19 protein-coding genes are annotated in these 22,165 nt (G+C 72.7%); 7 read left to right on the forward strand and 12 right to left on the reverse strand.

The features are described from left to right. Window positions 1-295 precede the first annotated feature (295 nt). Window positions 296-1,075 (forward strand): sigma-70 family RNA polymerase sigma factor family protein, encoded by a 780-nt coding sequence (locus OHB41_RS06655; protein WP_266697010.1) that lies wholly within the window; start codon window positions 296-298, stop codon window positions 1,073-1,075. Window positions 1,076-1,097: 22 nt separating this feature from the next. Here the strand turns inward: OHB41_RS06655 and OHB41_RS06660 are convergent, their stop codons facing one another. Together OHB41_RS06660 and OHB41_RS06665 are read right to left on the reverse strand one after the other, a co-directional pair. Further along, window positions 1,098-1,442, reverse strand: a complete 345-nt coding sequence (locus OHB41_RS06660) for a hypothetical protein (RefSeq protein WP_266697011.1) — start codon at window positions 1,440-1,442, stop codon at window positions 1,098-1,100. Between the two features lie 87 nt (window positions 1,443-1,529). Then, window positions 1,530-2,867: an NAD(P)/FAD-dependent oxidoreductase gene (locus OHB41_RS06665; RefSeq protein WP_266697012.1), complete on the reverse strand. Its 1,338-nt coding sequence runs from the start codon at window positions 2,865-2,867 to the stop codon at window positions 1,530-1,532. A 197-nt stretch (window positions 2,868-3,064) separates the two neighbouring features. On the opposite strand from OHB41_RS06665, the gene OHB41_RS06670 reads away from it, so the two are divergent. The 4 genes from OHB41_RS06670 to OHB41_RS06685 all read left to right on the forward strand — a co-directional run bounded on the left by OHB41_RS06670 (window position 3,065) and on the right by OHB41_RS06685 (window position 8,592). Continuing rightward, window positions 3,065-3,754: a hypothetical protein gene (locus OHB41_RS06670; RefSeq protein ID WP_266697013.1), complete on the forward strand. Its 690-nt coding sequence runs from the start codon at window positions 3,065-3,067 to the stop codon at window positions 3,752-3,754. A 287-nt stretch (window positions 3,755-4,041) separates the two neighbouring features. After that, entirely contained in the window at window positions 4,042-5,940 is a 1,899-nt protein-coding gene (locus OHB41_RS06675) for a phosphatidylglycerol lysyltransferase domain-containing protein (protein ID WP_266697014.1), read from the forward strand. A 152-nt stretch (window positions 5,941-6,092) separates the two neighbouring features. Further along, window positions 6,093-7,442, forward strand: coding sequence for a histidine-type phosphatase (locus OHB41_RS06680; protein ID WP_266697015.1), 1,350 nt, complete (start codon window positions 6,093-6,095; stop codon window positions 7,440-7,442). 130 nt (window positions 7,443-7,572) lie between these two features. Continuing rightward, the gene (locus OHB41_RS06685; protein WP_266697016.1) at window positions 7,573-8,592 is read left to right on the forward strand and encodes a sporulation protein; all 1,020 of its coding nucleotides are present in this window, start codon (window positions 7,573-7,575) and stop codon (window positions 8,590-8,592) included. Between the two features lie 62 nt (window positions 8,593-8,654). Here the strand turns inward: OHB41_RS06685 and tatA are convergent, their stop codons facing one another. Together tatA and OHB41_RS06695 are read right to left on the reverse strand one after the other, a co-directional pair. Further along, window positions 8,655-8,927 (reverse strand): Sec-independent protein translocase subunit TatA, encoded by a 273-nt coding sequence (gene tatA, locus OHB41_RS06690; protein WP_266697017.1) that lies wholly within the window; start codon window positions 8,925-8,927, stop codon window positions 8,655-8,657. A gap of 232 nt (window positions 8,928-9,159) precedes the next feature. After that, the gene (locus OHB41_RS06695; protein WP_266697018.1) at window positions 9,160-9,534 is read right to left on the reverse strand and encodes an ArsR/SmtB family transcription factor; all 375 of its coding nucleotides are present in this window, start codon (window positions 9,532-9,534) and stop codon (window positions 9,160-9,162) included. Window positions 9,535-9,746: 212 nt separating this feature from the next. On the opposite strand from OHB41_RS06695, the gene OHB41_RS06700 reads away from it, so the two are divergent. After that, window positions 9,747-11,891: a HEAT repeat domain-containing protein gene (locus tag OHB41_RS06700; protein WP_266705710.1), complete on the forward strand. Its 2,145-nt coding sequence runs from the start codon at window positions 9,747-9,749 to the stop codon at window positions 11,889-11,891. Window positions 11,892-11,914: 23 nt separating this feature from the next. Here the strand turns inward: OHB41_RS06700 and OHB41_RS06705 are convergent, their stop codons facing one another. Then, window positions 11,915-12,502, reverse strand: coding sequence for an Rv1733c family protein (locus OHB41_RS06705; RefSeq protein WP_266697019.1), 588 nt, complete (start codon window positions 12,500-12,502; stop codon window positions 11,915-11,917). 409 nt (window positions 12,503-12,911) lie between these two features. Next, window positions 12,912-13,589 (reverse strand): uracil-DNA glycosylase, encoded by a 678-nt coding sequence (locus tag OHB41_RS06710; RefSeq protein WP_266697020.1) that lies wholly within the window; start codon window positions 13,587-13,589, stop codon window positions 12,912-12,914. Between the two features lie 231 nt (window positions 13,590-13,820). On the opposite strand from OHB41_RS06710, the gene OHB41_RS06715 reads away from it, so the two are divergent. Then, window positions 13,821-14,744: a sirohydrochlorin chelatase gene (locus tag OHB41_RS06715; RefSeq protein ID WP_266697021.1), complete on the forward strand. Its 924-nt coding sequence runs from the start codon at window positions 13,821-13,823 to the stop codon at window positions 14,742-14,744. A 159-nt stretch (window positions 14,745-14,903) separates the two neighbouring features. Here the strand turns inward: OHB41_RS06715 and OHB41_RS06720 are convergent, their stop codons facing one another. The 6 genes from OHB41_RS06720 to OHB41_RS06745 all read right to left on the reverse strand — a co-directional run bounded on the left by OHB41_RS06720 (window position 14,904) and on the right by OHB41_RS06745 (window position 21,886). Then, window positions 14,904-15,950 (reverse strand): lactonase family protein, encoded by a 1,047-nt coding sequence (locus OHB41_RS06720; RefSeq protein WP_266697022.1) that lies wholly within the window; start codon window positions 15,948-15,950, stop codon window positions 14,904-14,906. A gap of 62 nt (window positions 15,951-16,012) precedes the next feature. Then, entirely contained in the window at window positions 16,013-17,119 is a 1,107-nt protein-coding gene (locus OHB41_RS06725; protein ID WP_266705712.1) for a nitric oxide synthase oxygenase, read from the reverse strand. Window positions 17,120-17,983: 864 nt separating this feature from the next. Then, window positions 17,984-19,483, reverse strand: a complete 1,500-nt coding sequence (locus OHB41_RS06730) for an FUSC family protein (RefSeq protein ID WP_266697023.1) — start codon at window positions 19,481-19,483, stop codon at window positions 17,984-17,986. A gap of 248 nt (window positions 19,484-19,731) precedes the next feature. Then, a complete protein-coding gene (locus tag OHB41_RS06735) occupies window positions 19,732-20,655 on the reverse strand; it encodes a carbamate kinase (RefSeq protein ID WP_266697024.1) in 924 nt (307 codons plus the stop codon). 101 nt (window positions 20,656-20,756) lie between these two features. Beyond that, window positions 20,757-21,197, reverse strand: a complete 441-nt coding sequence (locus tag OHB41_RS06740; protein WP_266705714.1) for a pyridoxamine 5'-phosphate oxidase family protein — start codon at window positions 21,195-21,197, stop codon at window positions 20,757-20,759. Further along, window positions 21,197-21,886: a helix-turn-helix domain-containing protein gene (locus tag OHB41_RS06745; RefSeq protein ID WP_266697025.1), complete on the reverse strand. Its 690-nt coding sequence runs from the start codon at window positions 21,884-21,886 to the stop codon at window positions 21,197-21,199. The genes OHB41_RS06740 and OHB41_RS06745 overlap by 1 nt, the downstream gene beginning before the upstream one ends. Between the last annotated feature and the right edge of the window lie 279 nt (window positions 21,887-22,165).

A 22,165-nucleotide genomic window follows, 5' to 3' on the forward strand; every position in this document is an offset into this window, starting at 1 on the left:
GACACCCGGCCCGCTCCCACCCGTATGACCGGGCGAGAAGCGTGGATGTGACACGCACGGAGGCTCATGTCACAAGATCCGGGCCTGCCCGGTCAGAAGGTTGAGCCGAGAAATGAGAAATGGCGTGTCATTCACCAGGACTCCGCTGCCGGCCACCGAAATCACCGTCCGGGCACAGGCGTGTACGTGCCGGCCCCGAACCATCGGGCCGGAGATACCGCTCAAGGCCTCCGGAACCGCGAGGAGAAATTCTGTGCGGCCGTGTGACACGGCCGTCCGTGAGGGAGAATGCCGTATGGATCGTGTCGCTGCGGTGCCGCTCGCGGAGTTGCTGGACGAGCGTCGGTATCTGCTGGACGTGGCCTGCTGGATGCTGGGCAGCGCCGGTGCGGCGGAGGGCGTGGTCGACGAGACGTACCGCCGGTGGTACGGGCTCCCGGACGCGACGCGTGGCCGTATCGAGGTGCCCCGGTCCTGGCTGGCGAAGACCGCGGGCGGTATCTGTCTCGGCCGGCTCACCGGTCCCGGCCCGGTGGACGACACCGCCGGCACCGCCGGAACGGCGGACCGCCACCAGAATGCCGAACGCCCCGCCGCCACGCTGGTCGTCGACCGGGCACGTCATGGCGTTCGCGTGCCACGCCCGCACCCCGTCTCGGCGTACCAGCACGATGTCCTCGCCCGAGCCGTCCGCGAGGCCTGTGCGGCGCAGGACGGCGAACGGCTCGCCTCGCTCCTCGCCCCGGACGCCACGGCGCTCTTCGACGGCGGCGGCAAGGTCCGGGCCCTGGCCGGCCCCGTACACGGCTGCCGGCAGGTCGCCGCCAGCCTGTTGACGCTCCTGGCCCTCCGGCCGCGCACCACGCTGACCGCCCACTCGGTCAACGGCCGCACCGGTCTCGTGGCCCGCTACGACCACCAGGTCGCCGCCGTCATCAGCCTCGCCGTCGCCGATCGGCGCATCACGCGGATCTCGATCGTCCTCAACCCCGACAAACTCCGCCTCTGGAACCACCCGCCGATCGTCCGCGGCGCACCGGAGCGTCCGTCGCCGCGGAGTGACGGCCGGCTCTGATCACCTGCCGTCCCGCCGGGTCTCAGGCCGACGCTCCGACGACCAGCACGACGCTGACCACGACCATCACCGCGGTGATGAGAGCCATCGCGGCCAGCGTTCCCCGGAGCCATCGCCCGAAGCGCACGTGGTGCTGCTTCTCCACCACGCTGATGCTGTCGGCGATGTGCTCGGTCACCATTCGAGCGACGTGTCTCTGCTCCTCGACGTACCACTCCTCGATATCGATCCTCTGCTGCCGGGTCAGGCCGGGCACACGTGCGGTGAAATCCGCCGCGCGTCGGTGGGCCGCTCCCAGGTGGGACTCCCGGTACAGGAAGTTCTCGATGTCGGTCAGGCCGCGTGCGGCCTCCTCACTCGCGTCCAAGGTGCCCTCCAGAGGGGTAGGCGCATCCCTGCCACCCGGCACCGGCCGAATGCTCCGGCCCGCGCGTGTGGCCCCGTCCCCCGTCGCTCACCCGGCTCCCCCGCCGGAGCGTCGCGGCTCGCCGCTCGCGAGGAACGCGTCCCGCGGATGCTGGACGGAGGCCAGGGAGACGAGATCGCGGCCGAACAGCGCGGCGGTGAGCCAGACGGCGAGCACGCGGACCTTCCGCTCCCAGGTGGGAACGGCCAGGACGTGATAGCCGCGGTGCATCAGCCAGGCGGGAAGACCCTTGATGACGATGCCCTTGTACTGGAAGACGCCCCGTCCAAGACCCAGTGTCGCCACCACTCCCAGGCTGCTGTGACGGTAGTCCCGGATCCTGCCTCCGTGCAGGTCGGCCGCGATGTTCTTCGCGAGGCGCCTGCCCTGCCGCACGGCGTGCTGGGCGTTCGGTACCGTGTGCGCCCCCGGTACCGGAGAGGCCAGGTCCGGAACGGCCGCGTCGTCTCCGGCCGCCCACACGTCCGGCACGGGCTCGTCGGCCGTACCCACGCGAAGGTCGGGGCGGACGATGACCAGACCCCGCTCGTCGACCGGCAGATCCGTGTGGTTGTGCACGACCGGGTTGGAGGCGTTGCCGGCGGTCCAGACGATCAGCGCCGAATCGAACTCCTCCCCGCTGGACAGCACGACGTGCCCGTCCTCGGCGGAGACCAGCTGGGTGTTCAGATGGACGTGCGCGCCCCGGCGTTCCAGATCGCGAACGACCCAGGCGCCGGGCTTGTCACCCACCTCGGGCAGGATGCGCCCCCGGGCCTCGACCAGGTGGAAGGAGAGGTCCTCGAAGCTCAGTTCCGGATACGACGCGAGCATCGCGGTCGCCAGCGACAGCAGCTCGCCGAAGCCCTCGACCCCGGAGAATCCGCCACCCACGAACGTGACGGTGAGCAGTTTCCGCCGCTCGGCCCCGGGCGGCGTCGACGCCGCCTGGTCGAACGCGGTCATCAGCCGGTCGCGAATCGCGACGGCCTCCTCGACGTGCTTCAGGCCGATCGCCTGCTGCGCCAGGCCCGGTATGGGGAAGGTGCGGGTCACGGCGCCGGCGGTGACCACGAGGGTGTCGTAGCGGAGTTCGTGGTCGTTTCCGTCGGCGGACCGCACGGTGACCGCCCGGTCCGCGTGGCTTATCCCGGTCACGCTCCCCGCGATCAGCCGGGTGCCGCGCAGATGCCTCCGCAAGGACACGGCGGCGTGCCGCGCCTCGACCGAGCCGGCCGTCACCTCCGGAAGGAACGGCTGGTACGTCATATAGGGACGCGGGTCGACGACCGTCACCCGAGCCTCGCCCGTACGCAGCGCCTTCTCGAGGCCCCACGCGGTGTAGAAGCCCGCGTAGCCGCCACCGACGATCACAATCTCGCGCATGATTCCCTCTGTCCGTTGTTCGACACCGGAATAGACCGGGTGGGGCCGGGTGGTGTGACAGACACGGCAGCGGAAACGAGGCAAGGGGTACGTCGTGGTCCGGGGCCCATGGGCCCCGTCGGACGCAAACCCTACATACTGTAGGGTTTGCGTCCTCATGAGTTCGTCATGAGCCTCTTACGTCTCGGGGGATCCCTGTGAAGGAACGTGACGCCGATCGGACGGCGCCGGGCGACGGCACCTTCGAGCGGGTCCTGGACCGGGCGCTGCACTCCCCCGAGATCATGGCAGCGATGGAGCACTCCGGCGCCGCGGACACGCGCGAGCGCCTGCGCGACGAGGCACTGAAGGCGCGCGCCGCCCTCTCCCGGACCGCCGCCGCCGAGTACGGCCGCTACCTCGGACTGCGGGCCCCCGCCGGGGGCCTCGCACACCCGGGCGGACATGACGGCCCCTCAGATGCCGTCGTGTGCACGGAGGAGAGCTCCGTCTCCGTGTCCGCGTTGCTTCTGCCCAGCCTCGGTGTCGTCGCGGCCGGCGTCTACGTGCTGAGCGGGTTCGACCTGCGCGCCCTGGACGTACGCCCGCATCTGAACGACGGCCTGATCATGGTGGTCGTGATCCTGGCCGCCGTGACGGCGGGGGCGGCGCTGGGTGATCTGGTCTGGTCGCTGGCGACCCGCCGCCGTCCTGCCCCGGAAGAGCGTGAGCCCGGCGGCGCCGAGCTGAGACAGGCCCATCTGGACTGGCAACTGGCCCTTCTGGAGCGGAGCTTGATCCCGTTCCTGCTCGGGCGCCTGGACGGGCCGGAGCCGGTTCAGCCCGCAGGGAAGGAACGGCCGAACCGGTCCGAGCGGTCCTTCACACCGGGCAGCGCGAAGAAGTAGCCGCCCCGGTCCCGCCGAGGCGGTAGCCCGGCGGCTCGCGACCCGCCCCCGGATTCACACCACTCCCTTACCCCGTGACACCGCGCGGACCAGGCACCCTTGCCGTACGAGGCCCGCCGGCAGCCGCTCGTCGAGATCTCCGGCGTCCGTCCTCACCGTGGACACAACTCACCTTTCCTTACAGGATGTAGGGTTTCCCCGCTCTGCGGTTCCCAGGAACCGCACAGGTTCACCGGCCCGTCCCCACGGCTTTCTTCCACCCCCTCTCCCCAAGGTGATGCTGCACCGTGTCTGCACAACAGCCTGCGCTCGTCCCCGAACAACGGAACTCGACGTCGCGGCGGACCGCTCCCGCCGAAGGGTCCGCCGGCGGCGCAGGGCCACGACTGCGGCTACGGGCCGCCGCGGCCACCGTCTGGTACCTGCGGCTGCTCGCGCTGCTCAACCTCGTGGCAGTCGTCTCGCTGCCGTTCCGCGAGGAGGTGCACGAGCACAACGCGGGTCAGTTCTTCACCCCGTACCTGGCCACCGCCGGGTTGATCTCGGCGGCCCTGGCACTGTTCCTGGCCCTGGTGATGAGGCGCCGCAAGCGGGCGGCGTGGATCTTCAACATGCTGCTGGCCGGGCCGCTCTTCGGGCTGTACGTGCTGGCCCTGACCCAGGCCCCGTACCGACGCCACGGTTTCAACTGGTTCTCGACCCTGTTCACCGGACTGTTCGTGCTCGCGCTGCTGCTGGGACGCTCGGAGTTCCGGGCCGTCGGGGACCGCTCGAACCCCCGGCTGGCACTCGCCGTCGGCGCCGGCGGCGTCCTCGTGAGCGGGACCCTCGGAATCCTGCTGGTGAGCGCCACCAACAAGGTGTCCGGGGCGCCGCTGAGCGACCGGATCGCCTACACCCTGCTGCGCGGAGTCAGCGTCGGCCCGCTCGCCGACCGCCTCGACTCCGTCGTCGCGCCCCGTTGGGTGGACGTCCTCATCAACGCCCTGATCGCCGCCACCTTCCTGCTCGTTCTCTACGCGTGCTTCCGCGCCCCCCGCGGCAGTGAACTCCTCGGCGAGGACGACGAGAAGCGACTGCGCGCGCTCCTGGCCAAACACGGCGAGCGGGATTCGCTGGGCTACTTCTCGCTGCGCCGCGACAAGGCCGTCATGTGGTCGCCGAGCGGCAAGGCGGCGATCGCCTACCGCGTGGTCGGTGGCGTGACCCTGGCCTCGGGCGACCCGATCGGTGACCCGGAGGCGTGGCCCGGCGCGATCGAGGAGTGGCTGCGCGAGGCGCGCCGGCACGCGTGGACACCGGCCGTGATGGGCGCCGGCGAGGAGGCCGGCACCATCTACGCCCGGCACGGCCTCGACGCGCTCGAACTCGGCGACGAAGCCATCGTGGAGCGGGCGGACTTCACCCTCGAAGGACGTGCGATGCGCGGAGTGCGCCAGGCGCACAACCGGATCCGCCGGGCCGGGTACACCGTCCGAATCCGCCGCCACGCCGACATTCCCGAGGCCGAGATGGCCACTCTGATCGACAAGGCGGACCACTGGCGGGACGGCGAGACCGAACGCGGCTTCTCCATGGCGCTGGGACGGCTCGGCGACCCGGACGACGGCCGCTGCGTCATGCTGGAGTGCCACGACAGCCGTGCCGAGCCGCGGGCGGTACTGAGCTTCGTGCCCTGGGGAGAGAAGGGGCTGTCGCTCGACCTGATGCGCCGTGACCGGAACTCCGAGAACGGGCTGATGGAGTTCATGGTCATCGAACTTCTGCTGCGCGCACAGGAGTTCGGGGTACAGCGGCTGTCGCTGAACTTCGCCATGTTCCGATCGGTCTTCGACCGGGGTTCCCGGCTCGGCGCCGGGCCCGTGCTCCGGCTCTGGTGCACCGTGCTGACCTTCCTCTCCCGCTGGTGGCAGCTCGAGTCGCTCTACCGGGCCAACGCCAAGTACCGGCCGGTGTGGGAGCCCCGCTACCTGCTGTTCGAGAAGAGCAGCGACCTGCCCCGCATCGGTATCGCCACGGCCCGCGCGGAAGGCTTCCTCAACCGGCCCGCGCTGCCGGCCCTCGGCCGTCGCGGACGCCCGCGGACACCGGAGGGAACGACCCGACCGCCCCACGGCGGTGCGCCGTCGAGCTCGACGGCGAGTTCGCCTTCAGGTTCGCCTTCCGGTTCATCGTCCGCCGGGTGACGCGATGTGCCCGGCCGGCACAGGACCGCCTCTCGGCTCCGGTGCCTGCCGGGCACCCGTCCCCCCGCCATTCCCCGGTCACCAGGCGTTCACGTCCCCCGGCGACGATGCGGCCGATCACCCGAGCCCGCTCCGGAGGAATCGACCACCCCATGAAACGCGTCGCGGCCGCCCCCGCCCTGGTCCTCGCGCTCTCCGCCCTCCTGACCTCCGCCCTCCCGGCAGGAGCGACGGCAGGACCGGCCGGCTCCTACGGGACGAAGACCCCGTACGCCCCGCAGCAGGACGCCCGTTCGTATCAGCGGGCACCGAAGGGGTTCGTCCCGGTGTTCACGGAGAACGTGTCCCGGCACGGCTCCCGCGCGGCGACGAGCGGTGAGGACGCGGAGTTGATCCTCCAGCTGTGGGACAGGGCCGCGGACGAGGGTGAACTCACGCGTGCCGGCGCGGAGTTCGGTCCCCAGGTACGGTCACTGACCGCCGCGATGGAGAAGGTCGGGTACGGCAGTCTCAGTGGCCGGGGGCAACGGGAGATCCAGGGCGCCGCGGTCCGCATGGAGCGGCGGCTGCCCGGGCTGTTCGCGCGGATCGCCCGGGACGGCGAACCGATCGACGTCGTCAGTTCGGGCCAGGGCCGCGCCGTCGACAGCGGCCGGCTCTTCGCCTCCGCGCTCGCCGACGCCGACCCCGCCCTCGGCCCCCTCATCGGCCCCGCGCGGGCCGACGCCGACCTCCTCTATTTCCACAAGTCCGCGGGGGGCGCCGCCTATCGCGACTACATAGCCAACGACCAGCGACTGGCGACCACGCTCAAGAACATCACCGAGCAGCCCGCCACCCGTCGCGCGGCCCGCGGCATCCTGGAGAAGATCTTCACCCCGGCCTTCGTCCGGCGGATCTCGGCGGGCGAGTTCTCCTCGATCGGCTCCGAAGTGGACGCGGCACAGGCGGTCTACAACCTGTACAGCATCGCCCCGGCCATGAGCGACGAGGGCGACTGGCACCTGGAGCGCTACCTCGCCCCGCGCGACGCCGCCTGGTTCGCCTATCTCAGCGACACCGAGGACTTCTACGAGAAGGGGCCCGGCTTCGCGGACAGCGACATCACGTACAAGATGGCGGACGTCCTGCTCGACGACTTCTTCAAGAAGGTCGAGGCCAGACGCGCGGGGACCAGCGACCTGGGCGCGGAGCTGCGCTTCACCCACGCGGAGGAGATCATCCCGCTCGCCGCGCTGATGCGGCTGCCGGGCAGCACCGAGCCGGTGACGGAGAGCCGCCCCTACACCTACGCGGACAACTCCTGGCGGGGCGGCTCGGTGGCCCCGATGGCCGCGAACATCCAGTGGGACGTGTTCCGCAAGGGGAACTCCTATCTGGTGCGGATGCTCTACAACGAGAAGGAGACCGCGTTCAAGCGTGGCTGTGAGCCCGTGCGGAAGGGCAGCTCGTTCTACGACCTGGACGAACTGGAGCGCTGCTTCGGCCGCGAGGTGTCGTGAACGCCACCTCCGACCGGGTGACCTGGGAACTTCTCCGCCCACACCGTCAGTTCTGACGAGACCGGCCCGGCGCGCGAGCGTCGGGCCGGTTCGGAACGACGAGTGCGATCAGTGAAGGAGCCACAGCGGCATGGTGTTCAAGAGGCTGCTCGGGGCGATGGGCGCAGGCGGCCCCTCGGTGGACACGGTTCTCGACGGCGGCGCGGTGGCGCCCGGCGGAATCCTGTCGGGACAGGTCCATCTCCGAGGCGGCGACGCGGACGTGGCGATCGAGCACATCGGGCTCGATCTGATCGCCCGGGTCGAGGCGGAGCACGAGGACGGGGAGAGCGAAGGCGCCGTCGTCTTCGAGCGGTTCACCGTCGGCGGCGGTTTCCGCCTCGCCGGGGAGGAGCGGCGCAGCATCCCGTTCAGTGTGCCGCTGCCGTGGGAGACGCCGGTCAGTGAGTTGTACGGGCAGCCGCTGGGCATCGTGCTCGGGGTGCGGACCGAACTCGCCGTGGCCGGCGCGAGGGACAAGGGAGACCTCGATCCGCTCACCGTGCGGCCGCTGCCGGTCCAGGAAGCGGTTCTGGAGGCTCTGGGCCAGTTGGGATTCGGCTTCCGGTCGGCCGACCTCGAGTACGGCCACATCGGGGGCACGGGGCAGCGGTTGCCCTTCTACCAGGAGATCGAGCTGACCCCGGCGCCGCAGTACGCGCACGCGGTGAACGAGATCGAGCTGACCTTCCTCGCCACCCCCGCAGGCATGGAGGTCGTGCTGGAGGCCGACAAGCGCGGCGGCCTGTTCGAGTCGGGGCACGACGCCCTCACCCGTTTCACGGTGAGCCATCAGGACGCGCACACGCTCGACTGGAACAGCGAAGTCGACGGCTGGATGAGGGAGTTGGTCGAGCACCGGGCCTCGTACGGCTCGCACGCCTCGTACGGCCACGAAGATCCGTACGCCGCCGGGAGCGCGTACGGGCACGCGCCGGGCCATGGCGGCCACGAGGGCCGTCACTCCGGTCCCGGCGTGGGGACCGCGATCGCGGCCGGTGCGGCGGGACTCGCGGTGGGTGTGGTCGGCGGGCTGGTCGCGGCCGAAGTCGTCGATGAGGTGGGCGACTTCTTCGAGGGCGACGATGACGAGGAGGGCGAGGAGGACTGAGTCCCGCGCGGTGTCCGTACCGGGCGGCCCTGTGCGCCGACCCGGTGGGGACACCGGGAGCGTCAGTGCGCGGTGCCCGGGACGTCGGCCGTCGTGCGCGGGGCGGCCTGCCCGGCGGTGTTCCGGAGGGCGTCCCCGGTCGTGCCCGGGTGGGTGCCCGCCTCGGTGGTGGCCGCGGGATTCCCGTCCTTCATCGCCTTGGCCTCGCTCTTGAGGATGCGCATGGACTTGCCGAGCGCGCGGGCGGTGTCCGGCAGCTTCTTCGAACCGAACAGCACGACGAGCACGATCGCCACGATCAGCAGGTGCCAGGGTTCCAGGCCGTTGCGGAGCATCGTGCGCCCGCCCTTCCTCGCATCGGTCGAGGGAGCGTCCCGTGGTCCGCCGCCCCCAAGAAGATTGCCACTTTGCGCAACTGTACAACCGGTGACCGATGACCGGGTCAGGACCGGCGGGCTCTGCGGGCTCTGCGGGCTCTGCGAACAGGATGAACTCGATGTCCTGGACGGGCTCGGCACGCTCGACTGGCTCGGCACGCTGGACGTGCTGGGGAAAGTCGCGTCGCCTTCAGGCGCCGAAGCCGCGCAGCCGCCGACCCGCCGCCTGGGCGGGCAGCCCGGACCGGTCGGCCCGGTCCGTCAGTTGTCCGACCATGAGGCGTACGACGGTCACCACGTCCGGGTCGTCGACGAAGTAGACCTGTCGCCGGCCCTCGCGCCGGGACCGTACGAGGCCGGCGAGCTTCAGCTTGGTGAGGTGCTGGCTCACCGCGGGCAGCGCACCGCCGACCCGCTCGGAGAGTCCGGTCACGTCGCTCTCGCCCTGCGCCAGCGCCCACACGATGTGCAGCCGTGCCGACGACGCGAGCAGCCCGAAGGCGGCGGCCGCCTCCGCCAGCACCTCGGCGGACGGATCGTCGAAGCCGCCGACCTCCGTCGCCACCGTGTTCCCTCCCCCTCGCCGCGATCGTCCCGCGCGAACCGCCCCGGCCGCCATGTGAACCGTCCCAGTCTAGGGAGCCCCGCCGGCCGAGGGGACGGGACGCGGCCCGACCGGGCCGGCTCGGACGGAAACGGGCTCCTGGCGGCCGGACGCCGACTGTCAGTGCCGTGGTGCACACTCGCGCTCAGTTGCCGAATGTCCCGGAGGGCACCGTGTTCACGGGGATCGACGAGGTCGCCTGGGCCTCGATGAAGCATGCCTACGGAAGCGCGGAGGAAGTACCGCGCCTGCTGCGGGGACTGGCTTCGCCCAGCCCCCAGGAGCGTGAGAGGGCGCTCGACGGCATGTACGGAGCCGTGCACCACCAGGGCGACGTGTACGACTCGACACTCGCGTGCATCCCGTTCCTCTTCGCGCTCGTCGCTCGGGCGGAACTCCCCGACCGGAGCGGCGTCGTGGAGCTGCTCGTCAGCATCGGGGGAGGAGCGACCGCCGACGAACAGCCGCTCGAGGACGCGGATCCCGTCGGGGAGCGACCGGCCGAAGGGGCGGATCCCGCCGACGACAACCACGCGATGGCCCGGACCGCGGTAGGGGCGGGTGCCGCGGTCTTCGCCCAGCTGGTCGGGGACCGGGACCCGGAGGTGCGCCGGGCGGCGGCGCCGGCGCTGACGCGCTTCCTCGACGAACCGGAGCGGGTGCTCGGGCTGTTGGCGGAGCGACTCGACGAGGAACAGGAGGACCGAGTCCGCCCGGCCCTCGCCGAGGCCCTCGGTCTCTTCGCGCGCCTGCGTCCCTCGGTCGGCGCCGCGGCGGTGGACCGTCTGGTCGCGCTCTGTTCCGCACCGCACGACCCGGGGCTGCGGCTCGCCGCGCTCGGCCAACTCGCCGGCTGCGCCCCCGATCGCCTGCCCATCGACCTCGTGTCCACCGTCGTCGCGCTCCTCAGGGCCAGATCCCGGTGGCCCCGGGTCGAGGACCTGCCCGAGCGGCCCGACACGGACACACTCATCGGTCGGCTGCGACGCCTGCGCCCGGCCGACGAGGAGGGCTCTCAGCTCCTGCGGACGCTGCACACCGCGCTCGGTGGGCGGACGGCCGACCGGATCGCCCTGCTCAACGGGCAGTTGACCTGTGACGCGGCCACCGACCGGTGCAACGCCGTGTGGATGTCGGCGGGGCTGTTCTGCGAATGGCGCGGATCGTACGAGGAACCGGTCGCCTTGATCGGCGAGCAACTCCTGCTGGGGGACGGGCGGTTGCGTGACGCGGCCGTCTCGGTCCTGGGGGATCTCTTCACCCTGGCCCGACCGGCCGCCGACCACCTCGCCGAGCTGGTGGCCACCGGTCCCGAGCACTCGACACGCCGGTGGGAGCGCGGGGCACCGACGCTGGGCGGAGCGCTCAAGGCGCTGGCCAGGGCCGGGGACCGGCGAGCGGTACCCGCGCTCGCCGAAGTACTGGGCGGACCGGTCGTACCGTACGACGCCGGATACACCATCAAGTACCTGGGCGCGGCGGCGGAACCGCTCGGCCCGCTGCTGCGCGCACGGCTCGGCGAGGTGCCCCTCGACTCGCCCGACGCGTACGACCACGCCTCGCCGCTGCTGTCCGCCCTGGGCGGGCTGCGGCACACCGACGCGCTGCCGGAGGTGCTGCGGCTGCTGCGCGGCATGACGGCCGAACTACGCGGCCGGGAACGGCTGGTGAAGGCGGCCACGCAGACCCTGGGCGCGTTCGGACCTGCGGCGCGGGAGGCACTGCCGGTCCTGCGCGAGCTGCTGGACGGCGAGTACGCGGTGGCGGCGGCGTCCGCGCTCTGGTCGGTGGAGGGGGACGCCGGGGCCGTACTGCCGGTGCTTCGGCGGGAGTTGACGCGAGGGAAGCACGCCCGCGCGAGCGCCGAAGCACTGGGGCGGTTGGGTCCCGCGGCGGGCGCCGCGGTGCCCGACCTGCGCCGCATGGCAGCGTCGGAGGACGTCTGGAAACAGGCGGCGGCCGCGGGGGCCCTGTGGGACGTCGCCGGGGAGCCGGATCCGGTCCTCACGGCGCTCCGTTCGGCCTGGGGACGGAACGTGCACACGCGTGGCACGCTGGCCGCGTGTCTGGGCCGAATGGGTCCGGCGGGTACACCCGCCCACGCTCTGCTCCGTACGGAACTCGCCGCACCGCGACGGCACCAGGCGCGGTCCGCCGGGCACGGCAGCCACGACATCGTCGAGGACGAACAACTGCTGCGCCTCTGCCGGACCGCCCTGGAGAGCGCCCGGCCGGGGCCGCGGCAGGCGACGTTCGCCCCGCCGCGAGGCCCGGCACGCACCCTCGCCGCACCGGAAGGGAGTGACGAGCCGTGCTGAGTGGCGCGTCGAGGACATCGTCCTCAGCCGGTCTTCCGTCCCCACAGTGGCCCGATCCGCTGCCACTCCTCGTCCCACTGCTCCATACGGCGCCGCTCCATGTGTCCGCGCACGAGCCGCCCGCCCATGAACGGCACGCCCGCGGCGCTCACCCCCATCAGGATCCCTACCAGCGAGGCGCGCAGCCGGGACTCGGAAGGTGAGGCGGGCTTGATAACGAGCCGGCCGTCGTCGTCCGTCCACACGGTGACCGGGGTGCCCGCGTGACTGCCGACGGAGACCCGCGCCCGGCCGGCACGCGGTGAGCCGTCCGCCGCGGTCCAGCGGACCTTCGCCCACACCATGTCGGCGCCGGTCGCCGACGCGGTCGTCTTCGGTACGTCGTCGGCGAGCAGCGCGAGGACGGAGTGCCGCTCGGCGCGCTGTCGGGCGAGGCCGTGCTCCACGGACTGCGTCGCCAGCAGGCCGGCGAGCACCCCGCCGACCACGGTGAGCGCTCCGGCGACGAGCACGATCCAGGCCTCCAGGGCGTCGCTGCGCCGCCGCAACGGGTTGCGCCGCCATCTCCACAGCCACCCGTTCGGAACCTTCGGACCACGGAATGCCGCCATCAACGGCGTCCTCCTCACGACCGCACGGACATGTCACGTCGCCCTCCCATACGGGCCCGGTCCCTCCGATGCTCACGAGGAGCCCGGGGACGCGTCCGTTCCGGCACTCCCTTCGCTCTCCGCCCGATGCCCTCCGCCCCGCCCTCCGCGGACGGACCGTCGGCGGACATCGTCAACGGGCCCCACCGACCGGCACGTGCTGCCGTTCAGTCCCGTGAGGTCGCCGGGGTGTGCTCGGTGATGGTGCAGTCGCGCCGACATCGGAGCTGACATCGGAGCTGACAGCGAAGAGGCAGAGCCCCTGTCGCGCGGCAGGGGCCGACCTCGTGACAGGTACCCGCGCGACGGGTACCCGTGCGACATGCGCGTCCATCTGTGCGGCCCGGTGGGTCTCCGCGAGGGCCGCGGCCTACGGCAGCTGCCAGTCCACCGGTTGGGCGTCCTGCCGCAGCAGCAGGTCGTTGGCCCGGCTGAACGGCCGCGAGCCGAAGAAGCCCCGGTCCGCCGACATCGGAGACGGGTGCGCGGACTCGATCGCCGGAAGATCCCCCAGCAACGGGCGCAGATTACGCGCGTCACGCCCCCACAGGATCGACACCAGTGGTTTGCCGCGAGCGGCCAACGCCCGGATGGCCTGCTCCGTGACCTCCTCCCACCCCTTGCCCCGGTGCGCGGCGGGCTTGCGCGGGGCCGTCGTCAGTGCCCTGTTGAGCAGCAGCACGCCCTGCCGCGTCCACGGCGTCAGATCGCCGTTCGACGGCCTGGGCAGCCCGAGGTCGGAGTGCATCTCCCGGAAGATGTTCTCCAGACTGCCCGGCAGCGAACGCACCTCGGGCGAGACCGCGAAACTCAGCCCGACCGCCATACCCGGTGTGGGGTAGGGATCCTGACCCACGATCAGGACCCGCACGTCGTCGAAGGGCTGCTGGAAGGCCCTCAGGACGTTCGCGCCGGACGGCAGGTAGGTCCGGCCCGCCGCTATCTCGGCCCGAAGGAAGTCACCCATGGCCGCGATGCGTTCGGCCGCAGGCTCGAGGGCCTTCGCCCAGCCTGCTTCAACAAGTTCGTACAGAGGTCGTGGTGCCACGGTGCGTCACTCTACTGGCACACACGGACGCCCCGCATACGCACCGAAGCCCGCCGGACCAGCGCAGTTGACACTCGCCCCGGCCTCCACGGTCCCGCACAGCGCGGGCATGTCCGGCATTACTGATCAATTCTGATCCACGCGTAACTCATCCGACAAAACCGGACGGATACCGCTCACCTGCACCCTCCCCGAACAGGGGAGCCCAAGAAACCAGTAACATGCGGCGCCATGAGCTCCCCCACTGGGCCCGCGTCCGGCCTGCCAGTACGAATGCCGCGACCCCGCCAGCCCGGGCGGCACCGCCGTCCGGAGCCCCTGGCGGCTCCCGAGGGCGCGCCCGCGCTCGTCCTCGCGGTGCCGGGCACCTCCAGCGCGGCCACGCGCAGCCTCGCCGAGGAGGTCGTGAGCATCGCGCGCTCCGAGCTGCCCGGCCTCGACGCCCGCATCGGGTATCTCGACGGGGACGACTCCGAGTTCCCCACGCTGCAGTCCGTGCTCGCGCGCGCCGCCGAGGAGCGCACCGCCCGCTTCGAGCAGGCCCGTGCCGCCGGTGCCGACGTGTCCGAGCCCGACGGCCCCGTCGCCGTCGTGGTGCCGCTGCTCGCCGGTCCTGACAACGCGCTGCTGCGCCGCATCCGCCAGGCCGTCATGGACAGCCGTGTCGCGGCCGACCTGACCGATTCCCTCGGTCCCCACCCGCTGCTCGCCGAGGCGCTGCACGTACGCCTGTCCGAGGCGGGTCTGGCGCGCGCCGACCGCGCCCGGCTGTTCACCGTGGCCACGGCCGCCGACGGCATCATCCTCGCCTCCGTGGGCGGCGAGGAGGCCGTGCAGGCGGCCGGTATCACCGGCATGCTGCTCGCCGCGCGCCTCGCCGTGCCGGTGATGGCGGCGGCACTCGACGAGGAGGGCGCGATCGCGGCCACCGCCGAGCAGCTGCGCGGTTCCGGTTCCCAGCAGCTGGCGCTCGCCCCGTACCTGATCGGCCCGGAGATCGACGCCGGCCTGCTGGACGAGGCCGCCAAGGAGGCGGGCTGCTCCGCCGCCGAGGCGCTCGGCCCGTACCCGGCGATCGGCAAGCTCGCGCTGGCCAAGTACACGGCGGCGCTGGGCATCGCTCCGCAGCAGCCGCAGGGCGCGCCGGTCCGCTGACCGGCCCCGCACCCCCTCTCGCACTCCGAAGGGCCCGCTCCTGATCCCAGGAACGGGCCCTTCCGCCTCTGCCCTCTGCCCTCTGCCCTCTGCCCTCTGCTTTCTGCCCTCACAGGCTGCCGCGGGTCCTCGCGCCCGGCCGCACGGCCGGTGGCGCACTCAGCCGAAGACCACGCAGGACGCCGCCGGAACCGGCATCGATCCGCTCCGCCGCGGCACCCCCGTGTCCGGGGCGACGGCGAACCAGGTCACGTCCCCCGAGCGCTCGTTGGCGACGTAGAGGAAGCGTCCGGAGGGGCCGACGGCCAGCGCCCGTGGCCAGGCGCCTCCACAGGGCACCGTGGCGACCAGCCGCAGGCCCTCACCCGTCGCGTCGGGCGTCAGGACGGAGACGACGTCCTGGCCCCGCGTGGCGGTCCACACGAAGCGGCCGTCGGGCGACACCACGATGCCCGAGGGGTACGCGTCGCCGTCCGGGACACCCGAGAGCACCGACGTCTCGCCGACGGGCCGCAGCGAGCCCTCCAGGGCGTTCCAGCGGCACACGGTGACGGTGGGCGCGAGCTCATTGAGCACGTACGCGTGTTCGCCCCGGGGATGAAAGGCGAGGTGGCGGGGTCCGGAGCCGGGGCGCAGCGCGATCTCGCGGTGCAGCGCGAGCCTGCCGCCCTCCAGCGTGCACACCCGCACCGAGTCCGTACCGAGGTCGACGCTCACCGCCCAGCGCCCGCTCGGGTCGGACTGCACCTGATGGGCGTGCGGGTTCTTCTGGCGCCGGGTGTGCGGCCCGGAACCGGTGTGCTGGAGCACGCTCGTGGCGGCGCGGGCCAGCGTGCCGTCGGCGCGGACGGGCACGGCGGTGACGCTTCCGGAGCCGTAGTTGGCGGTGAGGACGTGTCCGGCGAAGACACTGAGATGTGTGGGACCGCTGCCGCCGACCGGCACCGGGGGCCCGGCCGGCTCCGGCTTGTCGCCGCCCACACGGTACGCGGCCACCGCGCCGTCGGCCGTCTCGCTGACCGCGTAGAGCATGTCGCGGGCGGGTGACAGCGCGAGGTACGAGGGGTCGGCCACCCCGCCCACCGTGCTCAGGAGGGTCAGCGCACCGCTGTCGCGGTCCACGGCGGCGGTGAGGACTCCTGGGCCCCCCGCCGCCGTGAACGAGCCGATGAACGCCCGCTGTTCCCGCCTGCCACCGTCTGCCACTGCCGACCCCTCTCGGTCCCCGCGTTGCTCGGGGCCGACGGTAGCAGCCATCGGTCTGCGGTCTAGACCAGGACCTCCCCACTGCCGCCGCGCGCCCGTTCGTGCGCCTCGGGGTGGTGCACGTAAGCGGGTCGCTGGTCCAGCGTTTCGTAGGTGCGGTGGAAGACGGGTGTGGCGCTGCCGGAGATGGGCGGCACGATCCACGACCAGTCGGCGCCGACGCGGCGGCCCTTGCGCTCCTCGCGGCCGAGATGGGTGAGGAAGTGCCGGGACTCGGTGTGGTGGTCGGTGACGGTGACGCCCGCGCGGTCGAACGAGTACAGGACCGAACGGTTGAGTTCGACGAGCGTCCGGTCCTTCCACAGGGAGCGGTCGGTACGGGTGTCGAGGCCGAGGCGCTCGGCGAGGAACGGGAGGAGGTCGTAGCGGTCGGCGTCGGCGAGGTTGCGGGCGCCGATCTCGGTGCCCATGTACCAGCCGTTGAAGGGGGCCGTCGGGTAGCAGATGCCGCCGATCTCCAGGCACATGTTGGCCAGCGCGGGCACGGCGTGCCAGCGCAGTCCGAGCGAACGCCACCAGGTGTACTCGGGATGGTCCAGCCTCACTTCGAGCACCGCGTCGTCCGGCAGCGTGAACCAGCGGGGCCCCTCACCGGCGCCCTGCACCACCAGGGGCAGGACGTCGAAGGGGGTGCCCGGGCCGCCGGGCCAGCCCAGCCGCCGGGCGAGCGCGGTGAGGCCGACGTTGCGCGGATCGCCGGTCACGCTCCCGTCGGGGCGCGCGTAACCGGCGTACCGGATGAGCTGTTCGTTCCAGATCCGCGGGCCGGGGCGGCCCGGCTCGTCCGGCGCGAAGACCGTGATGAGCGCTCGGATGCGGCCGTCACGGGTGGCCTCCCGCAGGTGGTCCGCGGAGGCGTCGGCGACCTCCCGTGCCGTCCGCACCTCCCTGCGGTCGCGGACCCGCAGCGAGTGCCAGTACAGGCGCCCGATGCACCGGTTGGCGTTGCGCCAGGCGACACGCGCGCCGAAGACCAGTTCCTCGGTGGTGTGACGGTATGTGCCCGTCTCCGTTATCTCCGCCCGTGCGGCGGCGATGCGCCGGGACGGGTCGCCGAGACGCTGCTCGGTGTGATGGAGGGTGAGGAACTCGGCGGCGGCGCGGAGCAGCTCGTACGCCCTCCGCCGCGGACTCCTGAGGGCCGGTTCCGTCCCACCGGGTGTCCCGGGGCCGGTCCACGGCACGGCGTCGGGCACGTCGGGGCCGGTCCAGGACACGGTCCGGTCCGGGCGGGGTGCCTGCACGGGGCAGGACCGCGCCTCGGCCGCCGGCCCTCCGTCCGGCAGCCGGCCCTGGAGGTCCGGCACCGGCACCGGCAGCGGGCCATGGGCCGGGGCCGGTGCCGGGACCTGAAGCGTGACAGCCGGGTCCGGGCGGGTACGAGGCTCCGTGCCGGCACGCGCGCGCGGCGGACGGGACTCCGCAGGTTCCGTCCGGTGACCGCCCGCCTGTTGTTCCCGGGGGCCGGTCAGCAGGTGATCCCGGTGGCCGCCGGAGCGCTGCTCCGGGCAGCCGTCCGAGGGCTGGTCCCGGGGGGCGTCCCCGTACTGGCCCCCCGGCTGGTCCCCGCGGCCGTCCCGGCGCCGGTCCTGGCGCTCGTCGGGACGCTGGTCCCGGCGGTCGTCGGGGAGCCGGCCCCGGTGGTCGTCGGAGTCGTCGTCGGGCTCGTCGTCGTCCCGCAGGGGTCCGACCATGAGCCGGTCGAGCCATCCACCCGGCCCGCCGGGCCACGGCGCGCTCCCCTCGTCCGCGAAGCGCTCACCGTGTCCGGTTCCGCGCGACATGTTCCGCATGGCGCCACCCCCAGCGGCTCAGTCCGCGGGCCGCTCCCGCACGGTCCCGCGGCTTCCGTGCGTCTGATAGCCGCGGGGTTACCCCGCCCACGCGGTGATCCACCATCCACGTGGCCCATACATCCGTCACACCCACGGAGCGGATTGCCCCTGGCCCATGCCGGACGCACACGCCGGCCGTCAGACACGCATGAGCCGGGAGCCGCGCAGCGGCGCGGCCAGCGCGACCAGTGCCCGTTCCAGGCCGTGCAGGTGGGCGAGTGCCTGCTCGGCGCCGGGGTGCCGGCCCGGCACCCCCGCGTGGGCCGTCAGGGCGCCCTCCGGCACCGCTCCGACCAGGGACTCCACCGCTGCTTCCACGCGTCGGCAGGCGGCCGTCAGCCGGGCGTCGTGGGAGGCATCGGGGTCCCCGGCGACGGCCACGAGACCGTGGGCCTCCCGGGCGCAGTCGTCCAGGAGCGCGAGCACCTGACGGGCTCGCGCCTTGCGCGCCCGCAACGGGTTGAGGGGATGCACCAGGGGCGCGAGCGCCATCCGTACGCGCCCCAGAAGTGCTTCGAGCTCCCCCGCACGGGGTGCGGGGTCCGCGGCCTCGTCCCCCGCGAGCCGTGCGGCCGCCGCCGCGGTGCAGCCGTGCACCGCGTGCAGGGCCCGCTCGACCCAGCGGTCGGTGACCGCGTGCGTGGTGAGGGGCAGGACCAGTACGACGGCGAGCGCCGCGCCGAGCGCGCCGACGCCGGTCTCCGCGAGCCGCAGCACGATCAGACCGGGGTCCAGCACACCGAGCAGACCGTAGAGCGACTCGGCCATCAGCGTCACCGCGAGCATCATCCAGGTGTACGAGACGGCTGCCGTGTAGAAGATCCCGAAGACGCAGACCGCGACGAGAACGGCGCTGGGGACCGGCGCGCCGTGCAGGGGCACCGCTATGACGAGGCCCAGGGCCATGCCGAGCACCGTGCCGAGAACCCGGCGGAAGCCACGCACCAGTGTCTCGCCGCGCGAGGCGGTGTTCACGAAGATCCACCAGGTGGCGCCCACGGCCCAGTACCAGCGGTCCTCGGACAGCCACTGGCCCACCACCAGCGCGAAGGCGCCGCCCACCGTCGCCTGGAGCGCCTGGCGGGTGGTCGGCCTGTCCCAGCCCCTTCCGTGCGGTGCGGGGGGCGTCGCGCCGGGCGGCAGCCGCCCCTCGAAGCACCACAGGGCGAAGCGCACCAGCGAGGACGCCAGCAGCGAGAGCAGCACCGCGGCGTACAGCCCGGGCACCTGGCGGGGGACGGCGTGCAGGAACTGCGTCATGAAGAAGGTCATGAACGCGAACACACCCAGGGAATGACCCCGCGGCCCCCAGCGCCGCGCGTACACGCCGGCGCCGACGACCGCCAGGAAGGCCAGGTCCCTCGCGACCGGCTGGTCGTGCAGCCGGGCGGCGAGGGCCAGGACGGGCAAGCCCACGGCGGGGAGCAGGGCCGTGGTGACGGCCTGCCCCCGGACGGTCGCGTCGGTCACCGTGAAGAGGGCGAGCAGCGCGGCGAGGCCGCCGGCCACGGCGCCCACGAGTCCCCGGCCTGCGAGGCCGCACAGGGCCACCGCCAGACCGATGCCGAGGACGGCCCGGGAGGCGTTGCGCAGCCGCAGCCGCCCCGGATCCGGCGCCATGAACACCCTCTTGAGCACTGCCCCGCCCTCTCACCACCGCCCGGCCGAACCGGCATGAAAAAGGCGCCGCGGGAGTCCGCAGCGCCGTCGATGGGGACATCACACCATCCGCGGCCCACCTGGCTCAACAGAGGTCGCTCCCGGTGCGCCATTGGCTCATCTCGGCTGGCTCGGGCTGTGCCATGAATGAGCCAACGGACCACTCATGGGGACCGCCGGTCCGGAACACCCGCCGCTCCGGTGGTCCGCTCCCGGTGGACGACGCGTCACTCGACGGGCAGGTCCGGTCGGACGAGGGTGCCCGACCTGCCGTGGACGATCTCGTAGGCCGCGTCCAGGGCGCCGATCGCGGCCGGTCCGCCGGTGCGCTCGACGAAGCGCGCGGCGGCCTCGGCCTTGGGCCCCATGGATCCGTCGGTGAAGCCGCCCCGGCGCAGCTCGGCGGGTGTGACGCCGAGGAGCGGCCGCTGCCCGGGGGTGCGGTACCCGGTGTAGACGCAGGGCACGTCGGTGAGGATGAGCAGGAAGTCGGCCTCCAGGTCCTCGGCGAGCAGCGCCGCGGTGAGGTCCTTGTCGACGACGGCCTCCACGCCGGTCAGCGCGCCGGTGTCGCGGTCGGCGGTGACGGGGACGCCTCCGCCGCCGGCGCAGATGACGAGGGTGCCGCCCGTCAGCAGCTCATGGACGGTGTCGGTCTCCCACACCCGCTCGGGCTCCGGGGAGGGCACGACGCGTCGCCGGCCCGTGCCCTCCGCGGCGAAGCGCCAGCCGCACCCGGCGGCGAGAGACGACGCCACGTCCCGTGGGTACACCTGGCCGACGCGCTTCGTTGGGTGGTCGAAGGCCGGGTCGTCGGCGCGCACGAGAGTGTGGGTGACCAGGGCTACGATCCGACGACCGGGCAGGGCGTCGTGCAGGCTGCGGGCCAGCAGGGAGCCGATCAGTCCCTGGGTCTGGGCACCGAGGAGGTCCAGCGGGCAGGGGGCGCTCAGGGCCGAGTCGGCCGCGCTCTCGCCGGCGAGCAGGCCGAGCTGCGGCCCGTTGCCGTGCGTGATGACGATCTCGTGCTCGTGGGCGAGGGCGGCGATGGCGGTGGTGACCCGGTCGACGTTGGCTTCCTGAACGGCCGCGTCGGGGCGTTCACCCCGGTGCAGCAGGGCGTTGCCGCCGAGCGCCACGACGATGCGCATGGGTCGGTCCTTCTCGGGGTCGGTCCTTCTCGGGGGAGCCGGGTTCTCGAGGGAGCAGGGTTCGCGGACGGGCGGGGACGTTCTCCGGGGGCGCGCAGTTCTCAGAGGGAGAGGTCGACTCCGTACGCCGTGCGTCCGGCGACCAGTTCACGGCCGGTCACCAGTTCGGGTTCGATGCGGATGAAGACGTCGCGGGGCGAGGTGACCCAGGAGCGGGGGCCGGTGCGGGACAGCCTGCCGTGCTCGGCGGGGTCGGTGACCACCGTCGCGCGGCCGGTGACGACGACGCTCCAGCCGGAGTGCGCGCGGGCGTCGACCTCGTCCGCCTCGAAGGCCACGACCACGCCGTCGACCGAACGGGCCAGGTCCGAGTCCGCCGCCGTCCGCAGCAGTACGGCGGAGTCGGCGTCCAGACAGAAGTTCAGCGGCAGCACCGCGGGCAGGGCGTGACGCGTGTGCACGATACGGCCGACCGGCGCCCGGACCAGCAGGACGAGACACTCCTGCCGGTCGAGTTCACGGAAACCGTCGTCGGGATACATCACCGGTCGACTTTGATCCGGCGTCCGGAGATCTCGGCGGTGTCGATGGACAGCCACGTCAGGCCCTCGCCGCCCGCCCAGGGAGCACTGTACGAGAGCTCCTCCAGCCGTCGTACGGCGGCCGGGTCCGTCACGGCGCGGGCCCGACCGCGTACGAGCACGCTCCAGCCCTGGCTCAGCGCCTCGTCGAGGTGGTCGACCTCGAAGGCGACCCGGGCTCCGTCGGCAGCGGCCGGTGTCGAGCCCGGTGCCGTCCTGCAGACCACCGCGCCGTCCACGACGCTGTAGTTCAACGGACCGATGTACGGACCGCTGGGCGTGTCCATGGCCAGCCTTCCGACACCGTGCGTCGACAGCCGCGCCCGGCACTCGTCGGTGTCGAGCACCAGCAGTTCGGGGTGGCGGGCGGCCCGGCCGACGCCGGGCGGCAGGTCGGCGTCACCGCCGCGCAGGGCCGCCACGCTGGTCTCCAGGACGTCGGCGAGCCGAATGAGCACACCGACGCCCGGGGTGGCCGTGGGCTGTTCCTCGATGTACCGGATGTAGCCGGGAGCCGTGCCCGCCCGGTCGGCCGTCTCCTCCCTGGTCAGGCCCAGTTCCTCACGTCGTTGGGCGATACGGCGCCCGATGTCGCCCTGTGCGCGGTCCACCGCCGGGTCCACCGTGTTCGGCGGGATCTGTCGGGACATGGCCCTCACTTCTTCCTGTCGGGAGGCCCGGGTCCTCGTCCTGCGGGGCCCTTGGTCGTCGTCCTGCGGGATTCCCCGGTCGTCGTCCTGTCCGAGGGCGCGATCCTCGCGGCCGGCCGGGCGGGGCACTCGTACGAAGCGGCCTGGTACGTCCAGCGTGACCGCGGTGGACGCGGTCCGCTTGGGCCGGTCGGGCCCTTCGCCGGACCGGACGGGGCAGGACGGCCCGCGGTACGGGGTGCGCGGACGGACCGTGGTGGCCGTCCCGGCAGATGCCAT

Origin of the sequence: Streptomyces sp. NBC_01571 (assembly GCF_026339875.1) — a bacterium.
Lineage (GTDB): Bacteria > Actinomycetota > Actinomycetes > Streptomycetales > Streptomycetaceae > Streptomyces.